This window comes from Bacillus sp. FSL L8-0152 (genome assembly GCF_038006365.1).
GTDB lineage: Bacteria > Bacillota > Bacilli > Bacillales > Bacillaceae_G > Bacillus_A > Bacillus_A cereus.
Genome location: NZ_JBBOVB010000001.1, coordinates 4,154,666 through 4,171,225 on the forward strand (window position 1 = coordinate 4,154,666; position 16,560 = coordinate 4,171,225).

Below are 16,560 nucleotides of genomic sequence, written 5' to 3' on the forward strand. Positions count from 1 at the left end.
TTATCACCCCCTTATTTAACCATTTCTCTTCTATTCGTCTTCATCATAATTTCAAAGAAAATTAAAATAAACAAACTTCCGTATAAACATATAATTTGAAATAACATTGGCATGAGATCTTCAGATGTAAATGTTTTAAACAGTAACATAATAGAAAGTGGAATGATTAAATATAAGTTTTTAAACCATCCTTCAAAATATATATTTATCGCTACTGTGATGATAAAAATCCCACCAGCTACTATATAACTTTGGACTTCGGTGAATGTGAGCATTTTTGTAGGATATATCACATCTAATATCGTAACAGCTCCTAATAAAAACAATGGAGCAATCATAACTAAAGACCACATGGAAAACCATGTTTTTGTAAAGCTTGTGACGAAGGTCATTTTGCGAAGTAGAAAATTAGGACCCATAACAACTAAAATTAATGAAAAACTGTAACCAATACACTGAATAAGTGAAATCTGTAACATTCCATTACTCACTATTAAGATAGAAGCAATAATCCAAAAAGATACGATATTCATTACTGTAAAACCAATTTGCTTCCACGTTTCCTGTCTATCTCTTTCCATCACTTTTACAAGTTCATTTGCATATTCTTTCGGTGAGCTTCCGAAAATATCTTCTACACTCTTCCCCTCACTCTCACCTTCTATTAAATGAAGTTCTGCGTCTTCTAAAAAGTTTTCAATATCATTTTCTTTCACACTCTTTGCCGTCAAAAATAATCTCATATCTAACAAAAACTTTCGTGCTTCACTTGATAACATTATTTTCTCCTTCCCTTCCCTTCAAGTAGACGTTCTACACTACTTTGCATCGCTTCCCAGCGATCCATAAATTCATCAAGTGCTTCCTCGCCTTTTTCTGTTAATGTGTAATATTTTCTCTTTGGACCAGATGGAGATTCCTTCATTACGCTTGTTATTAATCCTTCTTTTTGCATTCGTATTAATAACGGATAAATACTTCCCTCACTCGCCATTGTAAAACCATACTTTGCTAGCTTCTCACTCATTTCATAACCGTATATTTCGCCTTCAGAAATAATAGCAAGTAAGCATCCTTCTAAGATCCCTTTCAGCATTTGACTTGTCGACATAATTCAAATCCTCCTACTATCTTGTTTTACAAGATAGATAAGCGTAAGTATCTTGCTTTACAAAATAGTATAGCAAAGACTATTTTGCAAAACAAGATAGCTAACGATATTTTTTCCAAATGTTTGCAGGATTTTCATTATAACCTCTCTAAATAGAGCACTATGAAAACTTTATTATGAAGGGATGTTTTTCATCATGGTTACAAATCGAGTTGTCTTTTTAACAGGTGCTGCGAGTGGTATTGGATATGAAATGGGAAGTGCTTTTGCAAAAGAAGGTGCAAAAGTTGTGATTACTGATCGTCTTGAAGAACGTGCGAAAGAAGCTGCTGAGCAATTACAAAGTGAAGGTTTTCAAGCTATCGGTTTAAAATGTGACGTTACATCTGAAGAGGAAATTACAGCATCAATTTCTCAAACAGTTAGTCATTTCGGTTCATTAGATATATTAATTAACAACGCAGGAATGCAACACGTTTCACCCATTGAAGACTTTCCAACGGAAAAGTTTGAGCTACTAATTCAAATTATGCAAATTGCTCCGTTTATCGCAATTAAGCATGCCTTTCCGATTATGAAACAACAAAAATATGGTCGTATTATTAATGTCGCTTCTATTAACGGCCTTGTCGGGTTTGCTGGAAAAGCTGCCTACAATAGTGCAAAACATGGCGTAATTGGATTAACAAAAGTTGCCGCTTTAGAAGGTGCTACGCATGGTATTACTGTTAATGCCCTTTGCCCTGGTTATGTCGATACCCCTCTTGTACGTAATCAACTACAAGACTTAGCTACTACACGAAATGTACCACTTGAAAATGTTTTAGAAGATGTTATTTATCCACTCGTCCCACAAAAGCGCTTATTACAAGTACAAGAAATCGCTGATTATGCTATGTTTTTAGCGAGTGAAAAAGCTAAAGGTATTACTGGTCAAGCTGTCGTTATCGATGGTGGCTATACTGCTCAATAAAAAATAAAGTTTGCTCAAGAAGAGCAAACTTTATTTTTTATTGCGAGGATCTTCGTACTTTAGTAATTGCCGCGGGAGCTTCTCAATTGCAACAATTACCCCCTCTAATTTACTTTCAATACGGTGGAGTAAATATAATGTTACAACAATTGGAAACCCTACATTACCTATCATCTTGATCCACTCTTCCATCCTCTTCTCCTCCTTTCATTATATAAGTAAGAGAAAACAATGCATTTAGGCATAAAAAAACAAGCTATTATGTATTAGCCTGTTTTTCAAATAATGATGCAATTTCTCGTTTATAATCCCCGCTTATAATACCTTTCTCAGTAATAATTCCTGTAATTAATTCGTTCGGTGTTACGTCAAATGCAGGGTTATAAACATTCGTTCCAATTGGTGCTACTTGTTTTCCAAAGATTTTCGTAACTTCTGTTTCATCTCTTTCTTCAATAATTATTTCGGCTCCAGTTTCTTTCGTAACATCAAATGTTGACAGTGGCGCAGCAACATAAAATGGGATATCAAAGTGCTTTGCTAAAATAGCTAAATTCATTGTCCCTATTTTATTTGCCGTATCTCCATTTGCGACAATTCGATCCGCCCCTACAATAATTGCATTTATTTCTTTCGTTTGAATAGCATGAGCTGCAGTATTATCTGTAATAAGGGTCACATCAATATTTGCTTGCTTCAATTCCCAGGTCGTTAAGCGACCACCTTGTAAAACTGGTCTCGTTTCACACGCATATGCATGTAAACGCACACCTTTCTCTTTTCCAATATAAAAGGGAGCTAATGCAGTTCCATATCTGGCAGTTGCGATACTTCCAGCATTACAGATTGTTAAAATATTATCGCCATCTTTAAAACATGTTAACGCATATTCCCCAATATTTCGGCACACCTCTTCATCTTCCTGCTGAATGCGAAGCGCTTCTTCTTCTAATGTTTTTTGTGCTTCTTTTATTGTAGTAATCTCTCGAATAGATTCTCTCATACGATCAATTGCCCAAAATAAATTTACTGCTGTCGGGCGTGACGTTCCTAAATAATTACAATCTCTATTAAACTTCTTTTGAAATTCTTCAATATGTACAATGTTATATTTTTTTGATGCAAGCGCTAAGCCAAATGCAGCTACAATTCCAATTGCAGGCGCTCCTCGTACTTCTAACATTACGATGCTTTTCCAAACCTCTTCAATAGTCGTCAATGTTTTGTATTCTGTGCTATGCGGCAATTTCGTTTGATTTAATACCGCAATTGCATCACCTTTCCAGCTTATAGATCTCGGAACAGTAACAATTGTACTCACGCTTTTACGCCCCCTGAAACTGTCTGTTGAAATAATGTTCGAAACAGTTGAATATCAGCACTTTTAGATTCATATTTTATTAGTTCTTTACCTAAGGATAGCGCTTGTTTCTTAGCTTGAATTCTTGTTTCTTTATTTTCTATTTCATCTAAATCTGCTACATGAGCTAAACCAATTGTTCTACGAATCAGTTCACATCCGGCAAATCCAACTGCATCAGTAAAGATATTTTGCAAAATAATTGGTAACCATTGTTTTTCTTTCGTATATGCTTCTACACCTTCTCCAATCCATAACTTTGTAAAAGTTTCTACAAAATAACTCCACGTCTTTTCTATATGGAAAAATAGTACACTTCTTTTCTCTTCTTCTCTAGATAAAGCATTTAATAATAGATTTGCAATAAATTGACCTATGTCAAATCCAAATGGGCCATATGTCGCAAATTCTGGATCAATCACTTTCGTTTCAGAAGGTGACGAAAAAATACTACCAGTATGTAAATCACCATGAATAAGAGTTTCTTTTCTTGTTAAGAACTTATATTTATATTGTGCTACTTTTAGTTTTAAAGTTTTATCACTCCAAAGTTCATCAACCACGAGCTGTAAATCTGGCTCATAATCATTTGTATCATAATGTCCAAACGGATCTGTAAACACTAAATCCTCTGTAATTTTACAAAGGTCCGGATTTACAAAGGTACCTTCTAGTACCCTCTTCTCTTCTGACTGTAAACCAAAATCTGAAGTGTAAAATAAAACATGTGCTAGAAAACGGCCGATATGCTGGGATAAAAGCGGATATTCTTCTCCGTCTATTAATCCTTTTCTTGTAATTGTTAGTCTTGATAAGTCTTCTATTACCGTTATCGCTAACTCTTCATCATGACTGTACACTACTGGAACATAATCCGGTACATACTGCGCAAAAATTTGTAATGCCTTGCTTTCAATCGTTGCTCTTTTTATAGACAATGGCCAGCTTTCACCAACTACTTTCGCATAAGGCAGTGCTTGTTTTATTATAATCGATTTCTCTCCATCATCTAATTTGAACACGTAATTTAAGTTTCCGTCTCCAATTTCATGACAAACGACATTTGCCTTCGCTTCAAAGTAGCCATGATCTTTCGCATATTGTACAGCTGTTATTTCTGTTAATGAATAATATCCCATCTTCTTCTCCCCCTTTTTAAATTCAGAGGTTTTTCTAACATAGAAAAACCTCTTTCCACTAAGAAAGAGGTTTGAAGTTTATCTTCTCCCCTCTTATCTGCCAGAAAGTTTTACTTTCTGCTGGAATTAGCACCGTGCCTTTTGGCGTAATAAACGCCCCATTTCACAATGGTATTACGGTCGGTTGCTGGGCTTCATCGGGCCAAATCCCTCCACCTGCTCTTGATAAGAGTTGTATATTTTTTTGAATTTTTAACTTTATGTTGAAGACTATACCAAGAATAAAAATCACTTGTCAACATTTTATTTGTATAATTCTGGACGGCGATCCGCAAAAACTGGAATTCCTTTACGTACTTCTTTAATTTTCTCGAATTCAAGCTCTCCAAATAAAATTGATTCCTCTTCATTCGCCTCTACTACAACTTCACCCCAAGGGTCCACAATTAAAGAATGACCCGCAAATACATTATTTGGATCCTTTCCCGCTCTATTACATGCAACAACATAACACTGATTTTCAACTGCTCTTGCTTGCAATAGCAAACGCCAATGTGCTAAACGAACTAATGGCCATTCTGCTACAACAAATAATACTTTTGCCCCTTTAGCAGTATGGACACGCATCCACTCTGGAAAACGAATATCATAACAAATTGTTCCAGCGCATCCAACATCATCCAGCTTAAATTCGCCCGTACCATTACCGGCTATTAAATATTTATGTTCATCCATAAGCTGAAATAAATGTACTTTACTATATTCGTTGACTAGCTGTCCTTCATTATTTACAACATACATCGTATTTGTAACGCCTTGCTCTGTTTGCTTTGCTATAGAACCACCAACAATATGTACATCATATTGCTTCGCCCATTCTATTAACTTTTCTTTCGTTTCCACTCCATCCCTATCTGCAATTTCAGAAAGTCTCGTTAAATCATATCCTGTTGTCCATAGTTCTGGTAAGACGATAACATCTGGCCTTTCCTTCATAGCTTCGCTTATTTTATTTTTAGCATTCTCAATATTTTTTTCTACATCTCCAAAAACAATATCCATTTGAATACATGCGACTTTCATTTTTTCAGCCCCATTCTTATTTTTTTCTTTACAAAATACTGGAAAGATTATATCATTTGTCACTAGAATTGTAACAACTTTCAAAAGAGGTGGAAAGTATGAAATTATTTCAACCTTCTGAGATAGTAACATCATTGCCAACACAATTTTTCGCTTCACTTGTTGCAAAAGTTAACAAAGTCGTTGCAGCTGGTCACGATGTTATTAATCTAGGTCAAGGTAATCCAGATCAACCAACACCGCAGCATATCGTAAAAGCTTTACAAGATGCTGCCGAAAAGACCATTCATCATAAATATCCGCCATTTCGCGGACATGAAAGCTTAAAGGAAGCCGTGACTACATTCTATAAACGTGAATACGGCGTCGAATTAAACCCAAAAACTGAAGTTGCTATTTTGTTTGGTGGGAAGGCTGGACTAGTAGAATTACCAATTTGTTTTACAAATCCTGGTGATACAATTCTCGTTCCGGATCCAGGCTATCCAGATTATTTATCTGGGGTTGCCTTAGCAAAGGCACACTTTGAAACCATGCCGCTTATTGCAGAAAATCATTTTTTACCGGATTATAAAAAAATTGACGACTCTATCGCTGAACGGGCAAAGTTAATGTTTTTAAACTATCCAAATAACCCTACAGGTGCTACTGCATCAAAAGATTTTTTTGATACAACCATTCATTTTGCTAATAAACATAATATATTAGTTGTTCACGATTTCGCTTACGGTGCTATCGGATTTGATGGTCAAAAACCTGTTAGTTTCTTGCAAGCAGATGGTGCGAAAGATATAGGAATTGAAATTTACACGTTATCAAAAACTTTCAATATGGCTGGCTGGCGTATTGCTTTTGCAGTTGGAAATGAAAGTGTCATCGAAACCATTAACCTATTGCAAGATCATATGTATGTTAGTATTTTTGGTGCAATTCAAGATGCTGCTCGCGAAGCACTATTAAGTTCACAGTCTTGTGTAGTAGATCTTGTAAATAGTTACGAATCTCGGAGAAACGCTCTTATTTCAGCTTGTCACTCAATTGGTTGGAATGTAGACATTCCAACCGGATCATTCTTTGCATGGCTTCCTGTACCAGAAGGTTATACATCCGAGCAATTTTCTGATATTTTACTAGAAAAAGCACATGTTGCAGTTGCTCCTGGTGTTGGATTTGGTGAACATGGCGAAGGGTATGTCCGTGTTGGTCTCTTGCATACAGAAGATAGATTACGAGAAGCCATTAATCGAATTGATAAATTAAATTTTTTCAAAAAGTAATTGACAACATGAAAAATATCTGACAAAATTCAGTTATCTTAAAAATTTAAACATTTCTAAATACTTCTTATCAAGAGCAGGTGGAGGGACGAGCCCGACGAAACCCGGCAACCGATCTACAATCGTAGACACGGTGCTAATTCTCGCAGCATTATGCTGACAGATAAGGAGCTGGTTGTAAAAAAACCTCTCCTTAGCTGAGAGGTTTTTTTATTTAACTAGGAGGTTATAACAATGAGCGGAATTATAGCGACGTATTTAATCCATGATGATTCACATAACTTAGAAAAAAAGGCTGAGCAAATTGCACTTGGTTTAACAATTAGCTCTTGGACTCATTTGCCACAATTATTGCAAGAACAATTAAAGCAACATAAAGGCAACGTCATTCATATTGAGGAATTAGCTGAACATGAACATACGAATTCGTATTTACGTAAAAAAGTAAAACGCGGAATTATTAAAATCGAATATCCGTTATTAAACTTCAGTCCAGATTTACCAGCAATTTTAACGACTACATTTGGAAAGCTATCCCTTGATGGCGAAGTAAAATTAATTGACTTAACTTTTTCAGAAGAATTGAAAGAACATTTTCCTGGTCCAAAATTCGGGATAGATGGGATTCGAAACCTTTTACAAGTGCATGATCGTCCCCTTTTAATGAGTATTTTTAAAGGAATGATTGGACGAAATATTGGGTATTTAAAAACGCAATTACGTGATCAAGCAAGTGGTGGTGTAGATATAGTAAAAGATGATGAAATATTATTTGAAAATGCATTAACACCACTTACGAAACGCATTGTATCTGGAAAAGAAGTTTTACAATCCGTATATGAAACATACGGACATAAAACGTTATATGCCGTAAATTTAACAGGACGAACTTTTGATTTAAAAGAAAATGCGAAACGTGCAGTGCAAGCTGGAGCTGATATTCTATTATTTAACGTATTTGCTTACGGACTAGATGTACTGCAATCACTTGCAGAAGATGATGAAATCCCAGTTCCTATTATGGCACACCCTGCTGTAAGTGGTGCTTATTCAGCATCTAAGTTATATGGAATTTCATCTCCATTATTACTCGGAAAGCTACTACGCTATGCTGGGGCTGACTTTTCATTATTCCCATCTCCATACGGAAGTGTTGCGCTAGAAAAAGAGGAAGCTCTTGCTATCTCAAAATATTTAACTGAAGACGATGCATTTTTCAAGAAGAGCTTTTCTGTTCCATCTGCTGGTATTCACCCTGGTTTCGTTCCCTTTATTGTACGAGATTTCGGTAAAGATGTTGTTATTAATGCTGGCGGCGGGATACATGGACATCCAAATGGAGCGCAAGGCGGTGGTAAAGCATTCCGTACTGCAATTGAGGCTACTTTGCAAAATAAACCACTCCATGAAGTAGATGACATAAATTTGCATAGTGCACTACAAATATGGGGAAATCCCTCTCATGAGGTGAAATTATGAGTATTCAAGTATTTTGTGATTTCGATGGCACGATTACAAATAATGATAACATTATGTCCATTATGGAAAAATTCGCACCACCAGAAGCTGAAGAAGTAAAGAATAGAATTTTATCACAAGAGCTATCTATTCAAGAAGGTGTTTCTCAATTATTTCGATTAATACCTACTCATCTGCACGATGAAATTATTCAATTTTTAATAGAAACTGCTGAACTTCGTAATGGTTTTCATGAATTTATACAATTTGTAAATGAAAATAACATTTCTTTTTACGTTATATCAGGTGGAATGGATTTCTTCGTCTATCCACTCTTACAAGGACTCATTCCAAAAGAGCAAATTTACTGTAATGAAACAGATTTTTCAAATGAATACATTACGGTGAATTGGCCTCATCCTTGTGATCATCATTGTCAAAATCATTGCGGATTATGTAAATCATCTCTCATCCGTAAATTGAGTGATACGAATGACTTCCATATTGTGATTGGAGATTCAATTACTGATTTACAAGCTGCGAAACAAGCAGATAAAGTATTTGCTCGTGACTTCCTTATTACAAAGTGTGCAGAGAATTATATTGCTTATACACCGTTTGAAACATTCCATGATATTCAAAATGAATTAAAACATTTGTTGGAGGTGAAATCATGAAACAACTTTTTCGTCAATGGTATGACTTAAGCGAGATAAAAAAAGAATTAACAACTCGAAATTGGTTCCCAGCAACAAGTGGTAATATTTCTATAAAAGTTAGTCATGAGCCACTTACTTTTCTCATTACAGCAAGCGGTAAAGATAAAACAAAAACCACTCCAGATGATTTTCTATTAGTAGATCATGTAGGAGTTCCTGTTTTAGAGACTGAATTACGCCCTTCAGCAGAAACAATATTGCATACACATATTTATAACAATACGAATGCCGGGTGCGTACTTCATGTTCATACAACTGATAATAATGTCATCACAAATTTATATAGTGATGCAGTTACCCTTCAAAATCAAGAAATTATTAAAGCTCTCGATATTTGGGAAGAAGGTGCAACAATTCACATTCCTATTATCGAAAACCATGCCCATATCCCAACGCTTGGAGAAAACTTTCGAAAGCATATACAAGGTGATTCGGGAGCGGTATTAATCCGTAACCACGGTATTACCGTATGGGGCCGAGATAGCTTTGATGCAAAGAAGAGATTAGAAGCTTATGAGTTTTTATTCCAATTTCATATAAAACTACTATCAATTCAAGGAGGCGTTTCTAATGGCGCAAATTCGTATTCATGAAGTAAATACTCGTATTGAAAATGAAGTGGAAGTATCTAAATTTCTACAAGAGGAAGGCGTTTTATATGAGAAATGGAATATTTCTAAACTTCCTACTCATTTAAATGAAAATTATTCTTTAACAGATGAAAACAAAGCTGAAATATTAGCTGTTTTTTCAAAAGAAATCGCTGATGTTTCAGCACGTCGAGGTTATAAAGCACATGATGTAATTTCACTTTCAAATAGCACACCTAACCTTGACGAATTATTAATTAATTTCCAAAAAGAACATCATCATACAGACGACGAAGTCCGCTTTATCGTCAGTGGTCATGGCATTTTCGCTATTGAAGGCAAAGATGGGAAATTCTTTGATGTTGAACTTGAGCCAGGCGATCTAATATCTGTTCCAGAAAATGCAAGACATTATTTCACCTTGCAAGATGATCGTCAAGTTGTAGCTATTCGTATTTTTGTGACAACTGAAGGCTGGGTTCCAATCTATTAAGGTAGTTAGTTGAATAAAAGGACTTGGATCCCCTTTTCCAAACTTTTATTCACTCTACATATATACATCCTCCTATGGAACAGGCTTATTTCACTTTTGAAATAAGCCTGATTTTTTATTTACTCAAAAGTACCATTTCATCACAAATTTAACGCCTTGATTTTTCAAGTGTATTTTTTGAACATTTATTGAACATTTATTGAAATTTTTCTGAAAATTCTGTTTTGCATGTGATATACTACAATTAACTAAGAAGGAAAATAATATCGCAAACAGAGGGGGATAATCATGAGCTTACTTATCGCACTTATACTTGGAGTTACATGTGGGGCATTTCCTGTTATTTTAGGAGCTATTATGGAAGAGTTAGAAATTGGTGTTTTAGGATTTGTCGCATCTTGTGTAAGCGCTTTATTATTTGGTTTATTCGGCGCTATTCCTGTTTCAATTCTGTGTGCTTTTTATATAATACGCCATGCTCGTACAAAACAATTTGGTCCTAATCACATCGCACAAATTATCCCATTCCCAGTTGAACGATGTCGCCGAGCTTCTAACTTATAATGACTAAATAAATAAAAGTCCTCAAATGAGGACTTTTATTTATTTTCTTCTAGAAATTCAAACAATTCTTGTAGATGTAGGGCATCTTCACCATAGCTAACAGATACATGAAATATACCGTCAATCTCAGCTTGCATATAAAGATCCACTCCATCACGATCATATTTCAATGCCAAATAAAACTCCATTTCTTCTAACATCTTTTTAGAGGTTCGAATTACATAATGCCCCTTCTCATCTCTTCCATATTCAAAGTCTGGTTCAAAATCATATTTTTGTTTAAAAGCTTCTTTTTGTTTTTCATTAATTTGCATACAAGTAGCTCGCTGTACAGTATCAATCATCTCATCAAACTTTTGAAGGTCCACCTCGTTTACCCCCTTATATATTTTTTATATAATACTTGTGTTCCACTATTTTCTTCGCCATCCTTAATTAACTCTTCATACAATTCTTTCGCCAAACTTAAGCCTGGGACTGGTAATTGTAATTTTTCTGCTTCCTCTAAAGCAATCTTCATATCTTTCATAAAATGCTTTACATAAAATCCTGGCTCAAAGTCTCCTTTTAACATTCGAGGAGCTAAATTACTTAATGACCAACTACCTGCTGCCCCTGTTGAAATACTCTCTAACACTTTATCTGGATTCAATCCAGCCTTCTTCGCGTAAGCAACAGCCTCACATACTCCAATCATATTGGAAGCAATCGCAATTTGATTGCACATTTTTGTATGTTGTCCACTCCCAGCTGGTCCTTGTAATTGAATGTTTGTTCCTAACTTTTCAAGTAAAGGTAAGCATCTATCATATATTTCTTTCTCTCCACCTACCATAATTGCGAGTTTTGCTTCTTTCGCACCAACATCTCCTCCTGAGACAGGTGCATCTAACGTATATATATTTTTGCTTTTTGCAACTTCATTAATACGTTTTGCTAAAGTAGGTGTAGATGTCGTAAAGTCAATTGCTATCGTACCTTCTTTTGCATGTTCTATAATTCCTTCTATACCAAAATACACTTCTTCTACATCATGTGGATATCCAACCATTGTCATTACAATATCAACTTGCTTCACTAACTCTTTTGGCGTATCACACCATTGTGCACCATCTTGCACTAAAGAATCTGTTTTTGCTTTCGTTCTATTATATACATATACTTTATGACCATCTTGCATTAAGTGATAAACCATACTTTTTCCCATTACGCCAATACCAATGAAACCTATTGATAAAGTTTTATGTTCCATTTTCTCATCCCCTTTGTTCTAATAAATCATTTACCATCTTTCGGAACTCTTTATTAAAGTCATCATCCATACTATTTTTTACATTTGAAAATAACATAACAAAAATTCCTTTTTCTTTATTAAAATTATTGAAAGTGTTCCAACCAGATAATACACCATGATTATGAAAATAATCTGGATATATATAAAAACTAAATGCATATTTCCGTTCTGCTGAAGGCGAAAACATTGCTTGTATACTTTGTTCAGAAAGAAGTTTTCCATTTATAATTGCTTCGTCTAACTTCTTCATATCTCCAACTGTCGTATACATCTCACCACAACCATATAGCCAATTCATGCCTAACTTCTGCGCTGGTACAAGCTCTTGATTTTTTTCACATAACCCTTTGTAAAATTTTTATCTCCAGGTACCATATTTCCCATACCGGATTCATGCATATCTGCTTTTACAAATATGTTTTCTTTTATGTAATCTCCTAAAGGTTTTTTCGAGATATGTTCTATTATATAAGCAAGAACCATATAATTATAATCTGTATATCTCCAACCTGTTCCTGCAGGAAATTCTAAATTTTGACGTCCAATCCAATTAACTAACTGTAAACGGGAAGCAGCATTCACATTTCCTTTCGCATGTTCAGGTAAACCAGAGGTATGGGTTAACAAATGATATAGTGTAATATTTTTATTCTCCGGAAATGAAGGAATATATTTATTTACATTATCTTGAATATTCAATTTACCTTGTTCTTGCAACTGTAAAATAGATGTGGCAACAACTGTTTTCGTAATAGAACCAATACGATATTTTGTTTGAGGCGTATTTTCTATTTTATTTTGAACATCAGCATACCCATATCCTTTATTCAATATAACACGCTCTTTATCTGTTACCAAAACTGTTCCATTAAATTGCTTTCCGACTAAATATTGATCTAATTTTTGAGATATGCTAGCATAATCAATTTGTTGCTCTTCTTTTTCTTCTATATTCCCTTGTACTTCTGATTCAATAGTAGGATTCACTTTAGTTGTTAATACAGTGTTTTCCTTTATATTGGGGCTAACAAGAAAATAGTATACTCCGCCGCCAACTATAGCAGACAGTGAAGCCATCACCATTACTTTTTTTATCATATTGATCCTCCATAATTCCTTCACTAAAAATTGTCCCCCTATTCTATTATCAAACAATAAAAAAAAATCGCAACAATTTGTTGCGAAAAATTACATTTTTTCTTTTCTATACACACATACTTGATTCTTCCCATTTTTTTTCGCTTCATATAATGCAATGTCCGCTCGTTGCATTAATTCTTCTCTTGTAGTTCCTTGTTCATATAACGCAACTCCAAAGCTAGCTGTTAGCTTCGAAATTCCAGTGAATTGCTTTGTTTCAATGAAGAATCGTAATGACTCCGCAACTTGAAATGCTTCCTTTTCTACTGTATTTGTCACTAATATAATGAATTCTTCTCCTCCCCATCTTGCAAATACATGTTGTTGCTCCACTTTAGATTTCATAAGCTCTGCAAGTTGTATTAATGCCAAATCACCAAAATCATGACCATATGTGTCATTAACCGTTTTAAAATTATCTATATCAAATAAAATGATAGCTATTTTCTCATCACTACGTATTACCTTTTCCCACTCTACCTCTAGTATTTGTTGAAACTTTAAACGATTATAAATCTCTGTCAATGAATCTACCATAGCAAGTCTTTCTTGCTCTTGATAGATTTCATCTAATTCTGTAAATTCCGTGCACTTTACAATAAATCTTGATAAATCTTCTGGCAATGGTGTCGCACGTAATAAAAAAGTGGATACTACCCCTTCATAATTTAGCATCTTAATTCTTCTACCACTTGATAAAGTATCGTCTAACCATGTGATATCATGCGTCGTCGAATAGTATCCACTTTCTCTAATAAAATGTTCAGCAAATACTAAATGTTGCTCACGATAGGCAAACAGATTTTCATATCCAAAAAAAGCTAAAAAATTTGTATTACAATCAACAATCTCATCATCTTCTACTATAAATAATAGATCATTTTGAAAATCAAACATCGTTTGAAGCAATTCCTGCTGCAAACCGACTTGCCTTACTAAAGAAAGTTGATACAAACTCTTATTCACTTCCTCTAACACTGCTTGCGGAGTTACAGGAGCTATTACAATATTACGTATTCCTAATGCAAGTACATCTGTGAATTCTTTTGTTATTTGTTGATCCCAAATGACAATGAATGTACTGTGCGGAGTATACATATTCTTTATATATTTTATTTGAGAATAATCTGTTACATACGTAATGATAATGTGTGGTTTCGTTCTTTGAAATAATAGTTCGCCCTCTTCAAAACTATTTGCTATAAACATACATTTTGGATGGATATTTTCTACCGTTTGTTGATGCTTACATCCATTTTCTATATAAAGGACATTTAACTGCAGATCTTGTAACACATTTTGGAAAACCGTATTCTCTAATAAAAAATGTAGTATGTTCATCACTAGTCTTCACTCACTTCATATATCTTGTTCTACTGAATTCCTCACAAACTTTTTTAAAAGACTGTTCTCCAATAAACTTTAATTTGTGAGAGATACATATTAACAAGCTAATTGAGAATGTTATCTTCGCTTTTCACTCTATAAATTCCTTTTTTAGTGTATGATTGTAGGAATTGTATCGTTTGTATGAATGCCCTAGCTTATTTTTAAAACTTGACAATTAAAATAAAGATATTATATTCTTAAATTCGATAACTTACAAAATGTAAGTAGTGTATATTATTTTTTTGAAAATAATTCGATATACAATTTGGAGGATATACAATGACAAACGACAACTTTTTTAACGTTCTATATGAACGCACATCTACACGTGCATTCAACCCAAATAAAGAAATCTCATCTACAGAATTACATGAGATTTTAAAAGCCGCAGCACAAGCACCTTCCGCTTGGAACTTGCAACACTGGAAATTCCTTGTTTTTCAAGGTGAAGATGTACAAAAACGATTACACCCAATAGCTTATAACCAGCAACAAATTCTTGATGCTTCTGCAGTAGTCGCTATTTTAGGTGATTTAGAAGCTTATAAAAATGTTGAGCCAGTATATGGTCCAATTGTAGAACAAGGATTTATGAAAGAAGAAGCAAAAGAACGCTTAGCTAAAAATATTGAATCTGCATATGCTCGTGAACAATTCCCAAGAGATGCTGCCTTTTCAAATGCATCTTTAGCAGCAATGCAACTTATGCTTGCAGCTAAAGCAACTGGTTGGGATACTTGTGCTATTGGTGGCTTCAATCCACAAGCACTGACAGACGAATTTAACGTTTCATCTCGTTACGTTCCAATTATGCTTATTACAATTGGTGAATCAACTTTAAAAGGACACCCTGCACCTCGTATGAGCGTAGAGCAAGTGAGTGAGTGGGCAAAATAATAAAAAACGAAGGTAACTACATTGCCTTCGTTTTTTTATTCCCTGTCATACTTTTGTAATATTACTACAAATCATTCGACATTTATGATAAGGGAAAAGTATATTCTATTCCCTTATCATAAATAAACTTGACGTTTTGTGTCGAATTTTGTTTAGGTGTTGAAATATACCCGTGTATTTTTGTTACAATTGTGATACAATGATAACAAATAGATAACAAGAGAGGGATTTTCATTGAGTTCATACGGAAGCTTTATCGCACTTTTATGTTACATAGTAACTGTACTGCTTCTATATTTTATTGGTGATGCCGCAAACATCTCCATTTTACAATTCCCAAAAGAAGAAGCATTCCAATTAGAATCAGAAAAACATACTGCACGATCCATTGTACCACTACTCCTAGCTCTTCCTGTATATATCATCGTTTTATATAAAAGTAAAAAAGTGTAAAGGCTACCTATTTCATTTATTTCGGTGGTTTTTACATTTTTTGTTATATTTCCCCTGTTTTAAACATCATTCCATACTAAACACCCAGCTAGTCATTTAAAATGAGAAAATCCCCTAGAAAAAATTCCACTCTCTGTCCAGTCACTCACTACCGAACTTACATAGATTATAAGTGTGAAGGGGGTGATGAGGATTATGTTTGGATCATTTGGATGCTGTGATAACTTTAGAGACTGTCATCATCATGAAAGAGAGTGCAGACATCATGAGAAAGAGAAAGAGAGAGAAGTAGTTAGACCACAACAACCAGCTGTATGTAACGTACTTGCTAGCATTTCAGTTGGAACAGAACTTTCTCTTTTAAGCATTAGAGGTAATGGCACTTTCAACAATGTAATTTTTGAAGGTTTCGCTAACGGTGTTGCTCTTTTCTCTGCTTTAGCTCGTAATAACAAAGACGACAAAGATAACAATAAAGACGATAAGAACAATCAAAATCGAAATACTTTTACTGGTATTTTACGTGTATGCCCAACTGATATCGTTGCTATCGCTATCTAATTCCGTTCCTTATCCTCTATAGTAAGAAAATAAGATTTATTTTTCTCATAGAAAAAACC

19 protein-coding genes, 1 pseudogene and 2 riboswitches are annotated in these 16,560 nt (G+C 34.5%); of the genes and pseudogenes, 10 read left to right on the forward strand and 10 right to left on the reverse strand.

Annotated features, from left to right (window positions below; all coding sequences use genetic code 11):
* Nucleotides 1-11: 11 nt before the first annotated feature.
* Nucleotides 12-779 carry a DUF1129 domain-containing protein gene (locus MHH27_RS20760; RefSeq protein WP_071713529.1) on the reverse strand — a complete coding sequence of 256 codons (768 nt, stop codon included), beginning with the start codon at nucleotides 777-779 and terminating at the stop codon, nucleotides 12-14.
* On the reverse strand, nucleotides 779-1,111 hold the full coding sequence (locus tag MHH27_RS20765) for a PadR family transcriptional regulator (protein WP_000107977.1): 333 nt from the start codon (nucleotides 1,109-1,111) through the stop codon (nucleotides 779-781). The genes MHH27_RS20760 and MHH27_RS20765 overlap by 1 nt, the downstream gene beginning before the upstream one ends.
* A 196-nt stretch (nucleotides 1,112-1,307) precedes the next feature.
* On the opposite strand from MHH27_RS20765, the gene MHH27_RS20770 reads away from it, so the two are divergent.
* Nucleotides 1,308-2,084, forward strand: coding sequence for a 3-hydroxybutyrate dehydrogenase (locus MHH27_RS20770; RefSeq protein ID WP_000258450.1), 777 nt, complete (start codon nucleotides 1,308-1,310; stop codon nucleotides 2,082-2,084).
* 30 nt (nucleotides 2,085-2,114) lie between these two features.
* Here MHH27_RS20770 and MHH27_RS20775 read toward each other — a convergent pair whose 3' ends face one another.
* The 4 genes from MHH27_RS20775 to MHH27_RS20790 form a co-directional block, all read right to left on the reverse strand.
* Nucleotides 2,115-2,276 (reverse strand): YvrJ family protein, encoded by a 162-nt coding sequence (locus MHH27_RS20775; RefSeq protein ID WP_000393338.1) that lies wholly within the window; start codon nucleotides 2,274-2,276, stop codon nucleotides 2,115-2,117.
* Between the two features lie 67 nt (nucleotides 2,277-2,343).
* Nucleotides 2,344-3,405 carry an S-methyl-5-thioribose-1-phosphate isomerase gene (mtnA, locus tag MHH27_RS20780; RefSeq protein ID WP_098235787.1) on the reverse strand — a complete coding sequence of 354 codons (1,062 nt, stop codon included), beginning with the start codon at nucleotides 3,403-3,405 and terminating at the stop codon, nucleotides 2,344-2,346.
* Nucleotides 3,402-4,583, reverse strand: a complete 1,182-nt coding sequence (gene mtnK, locus MHH27_RS20785) for an S-methyl-5-thioribose kinase (protein WP_000542674.1) — start codon at nucleotides 4,581-4,583, stop codon at nucleotides 3,402-3,404. The genes mtnA and mtnK overlap by 4 nt, the downstream gene beginning before the upstream one ends.
* Nucleotides 4,584-4,673: 90 nt before the next feature.
* A riboswitch (SAM riboswitch) is annotated at nucleotides 4,674-4,815 on the reverse strand.
* Nucleotides 4,816-4,886: 71 nt separating this feature from the next.
* A complete protein-coding gene (locus MHH27_RS20790) occupies nucleotides 4,887-5,750 on the reverse strand; it encodes a carbon-nitrogen family hydrolase (RefSeq protein ID WP_340943930.1) in 864 nt (287 codons plus the stop codon).
* Nucleotides 5,751-5,764: 14 nt separating this feature from the next.
* Between MHH27_RS20790 and MHH27_RS20795 the strand changes: the two genes are divergently transcribed.
* The 6 genes from MHH27_RS20795 to MHH27_RS20820 all read left to right on the forward strand — a co-directional run bounded on the left by MHH27_RS20795 (nucleotide 5,765) and on the right by MHH27_RS20820 (nucleotide 10,767).
* The gene (locus tag MHH27_RS20795) at nucleotides 5,765-6,943 is read left to right on the forward strand and encodes a pyridoxal phosphate-dependent aminotransferase (RefSeq protein ID WP_053563713.1); all 1,179 of its coding nucleotides are present in this window, start codon (nucleotides 5,765-5,767) and stop codon (nucleotides 6,941-6,943) included.
* A 64-nt stretch (nucleotides 6,944-7,007) separates the two neighbouring features.
* A riboswitch (SAM riboswitch) is annotated at nucleotides 7,008-7,113 on the forward strand.
* Nucleotides 7,114-7,177: 64 nt separating this feature from the next.
* The gene (gene mtnW, locus MHH27_RS20800; RefSeq protein ID WP_340943932.1) at nucleotides 7,178-8,422 is read left to right on the forward strand and encodes a 2,3-diketo-5-methylthiopentyl-1-phosphate enolase; all 1,245 of its coding nucleotides are present in this window, start codon (nucleotides 7,178-7,180) and stop codon (nucleotides 8,420-8,422) included.
* Nucleotides 8,419-9,078, forward strand: coding sequence for a 2-hydroxy-3-keto-5-methylthiopentenyl-1-phosphate phosphatase (gene mtnX, locus MHH27_RS20805; protein ID WP_000027488.1), 660 nt, complete (start codon nucleotides 8,419-8,421; stop codon nucleotides 9,076-9,078). Before mtnW ends, mtnX begins: the two co-directional genes overlap by 4 nt.
* The gene (locus MHH27_RS20810; protein WP_000811341.1) at nucleotides 9,075-9,713 is read left to right on the forward strand and encodes a methylthioribulose 1-phosphate dehydratase; all 639 of its coding nucleotides are present in this window, start codon (nucleotides 9,075-9,077) and stop codon (nucleotides 9,711-9,713) included. Before mtnX ends, MHH27_RS20810 begins: the two co-directional genes overlap by 4 nt.
* Nucleotides 9,691-10,203 carry a 1,2-dihydroxy-3-keto-5-methylthiopentene dioxygenase gene (locus MHH27_RS20815; protein ID WP_000057317.1) on the forward strand — a complete coding sequence of 171 codons (513 nt, stop codon included), beginning with the start codon at nucleotides 9,691-9,693 and terminating at the stop codon, nucleotides 10,201-10,203. The genes MHH27_RS20810 and MHH27_RS20815 overlap by 23 nt, the downstream gene beginning before the upstream one ends.
* A gap of 288 nt (nucleotides 10,204-10,491) precedes the next feature.
* Complete coding sequence (locus MHH27_RS20820; protein WP_000054659.1) at nucleotides 10,492-10,767, forward strand: hypothetical protein; 276 nt, start codon at nucleotides 10,492-10,494, stop codon at nucleotides 10,765-10,767.
* Nucleotides 10,768-10,802: 35 nt separating this feature from the next.
* Here MHH27_RS20820 and MHH27_RS20825 read toward each other — a convergent pair whose 3' ends face one another.
* The 4 genes and pseudogenes from MHH27_RS20825 to MHH27_RS20840 form a co-directional block, all read right to left on the reverse strand.
* A complete protein-coding gene (locus tag MHH27_RS20825; RefSeq protein WP_340943936.1) occupies nucleotides 10,803-11,135 on the reverse strand; it encodes a DUF3909 family protein in 333 nt (110 codons plus the stop codon).
* A 5-nt stretch (nucleotides 11,136-11,140) separates the two neighbouring features.
* Nucleotides 11,141-12,019, reverse strand: a complete 879-nt coding sequence (locus tag MHH27_RS20830) for an NAD(P)-dependent oxidoreductase (RefSeq protein ID WP_000400437.1) — start codon at nucleotides 12,017-12,019, stop codon at nucleotides 11,141-11,143.
* 4 nt (nucleotides 12,020-12,023) lie between these two features.
* Nucleotides 12,024-13,159: pseudogene (locus MHH27_RS20835) on the reverse strand (serine hydrolase).
* A 90-nt stretch (nucleotides 13,160-13,249) separates the two neighbouring features.
* A complete protein-coding gene (locus MHH27_RS20840) occupies nucleotides 13,250-14,542 on the reverse strand; it encodes a GGDEF domain-containing protein (RefSeq protein WP_340943940.1) in 1,293 nt (430 codons plus the stop codon).
* 327 nt (nucleotides 14,543-14,869) lie between these two features.
* Between MHH27_RS20840 and MHH27_RS20845 the strand changes: the two genes are divergently transcribed.
* From MHH27_RS20845 to MHH27_RS20855, 3 genes are all read left to right on the forward strand, one after another.
* Complete coding sequence (locus MHH27_RS20845; protein WP_000180387.1) at nucleotides 14,870-15,487, forward strand: nitroreductase family protein; 618 nt, start codon at nucleotides 14,870-14,872, stop codon at nucleotides 15,485-15,487.
* Nucleotides 15,488-15,721: 234 nt separating this feature from the next.
* Nucleotides 15,722-15,940: a hypothetical protein gene (locus MHH27_RS20850; RefSeq protein ID WP_000100485.1), complete on the forward strand. Its 219-nt coding sequence runs from the start codon at nucleotides 15,722-15,724 to the stop codon at nucleotides 15,938-15,940.
* Between the two features lie 195 nt (nucleotides 15,941-16,135).
* On the forward strand, nucleotides 16,136-16,501 hold the full coding sequence (locus MHH27_RS20855) for a DUF3915 domain-containing protein (RefSeq protein WP_000468017.1): 366 nt from the start codon (nucleotides 16,136-16,138) through the stop codon (nucleotides 16,499-16,501).
* Nucleotides 16,502-16,560: the final 59 nt, after the last annotated feature.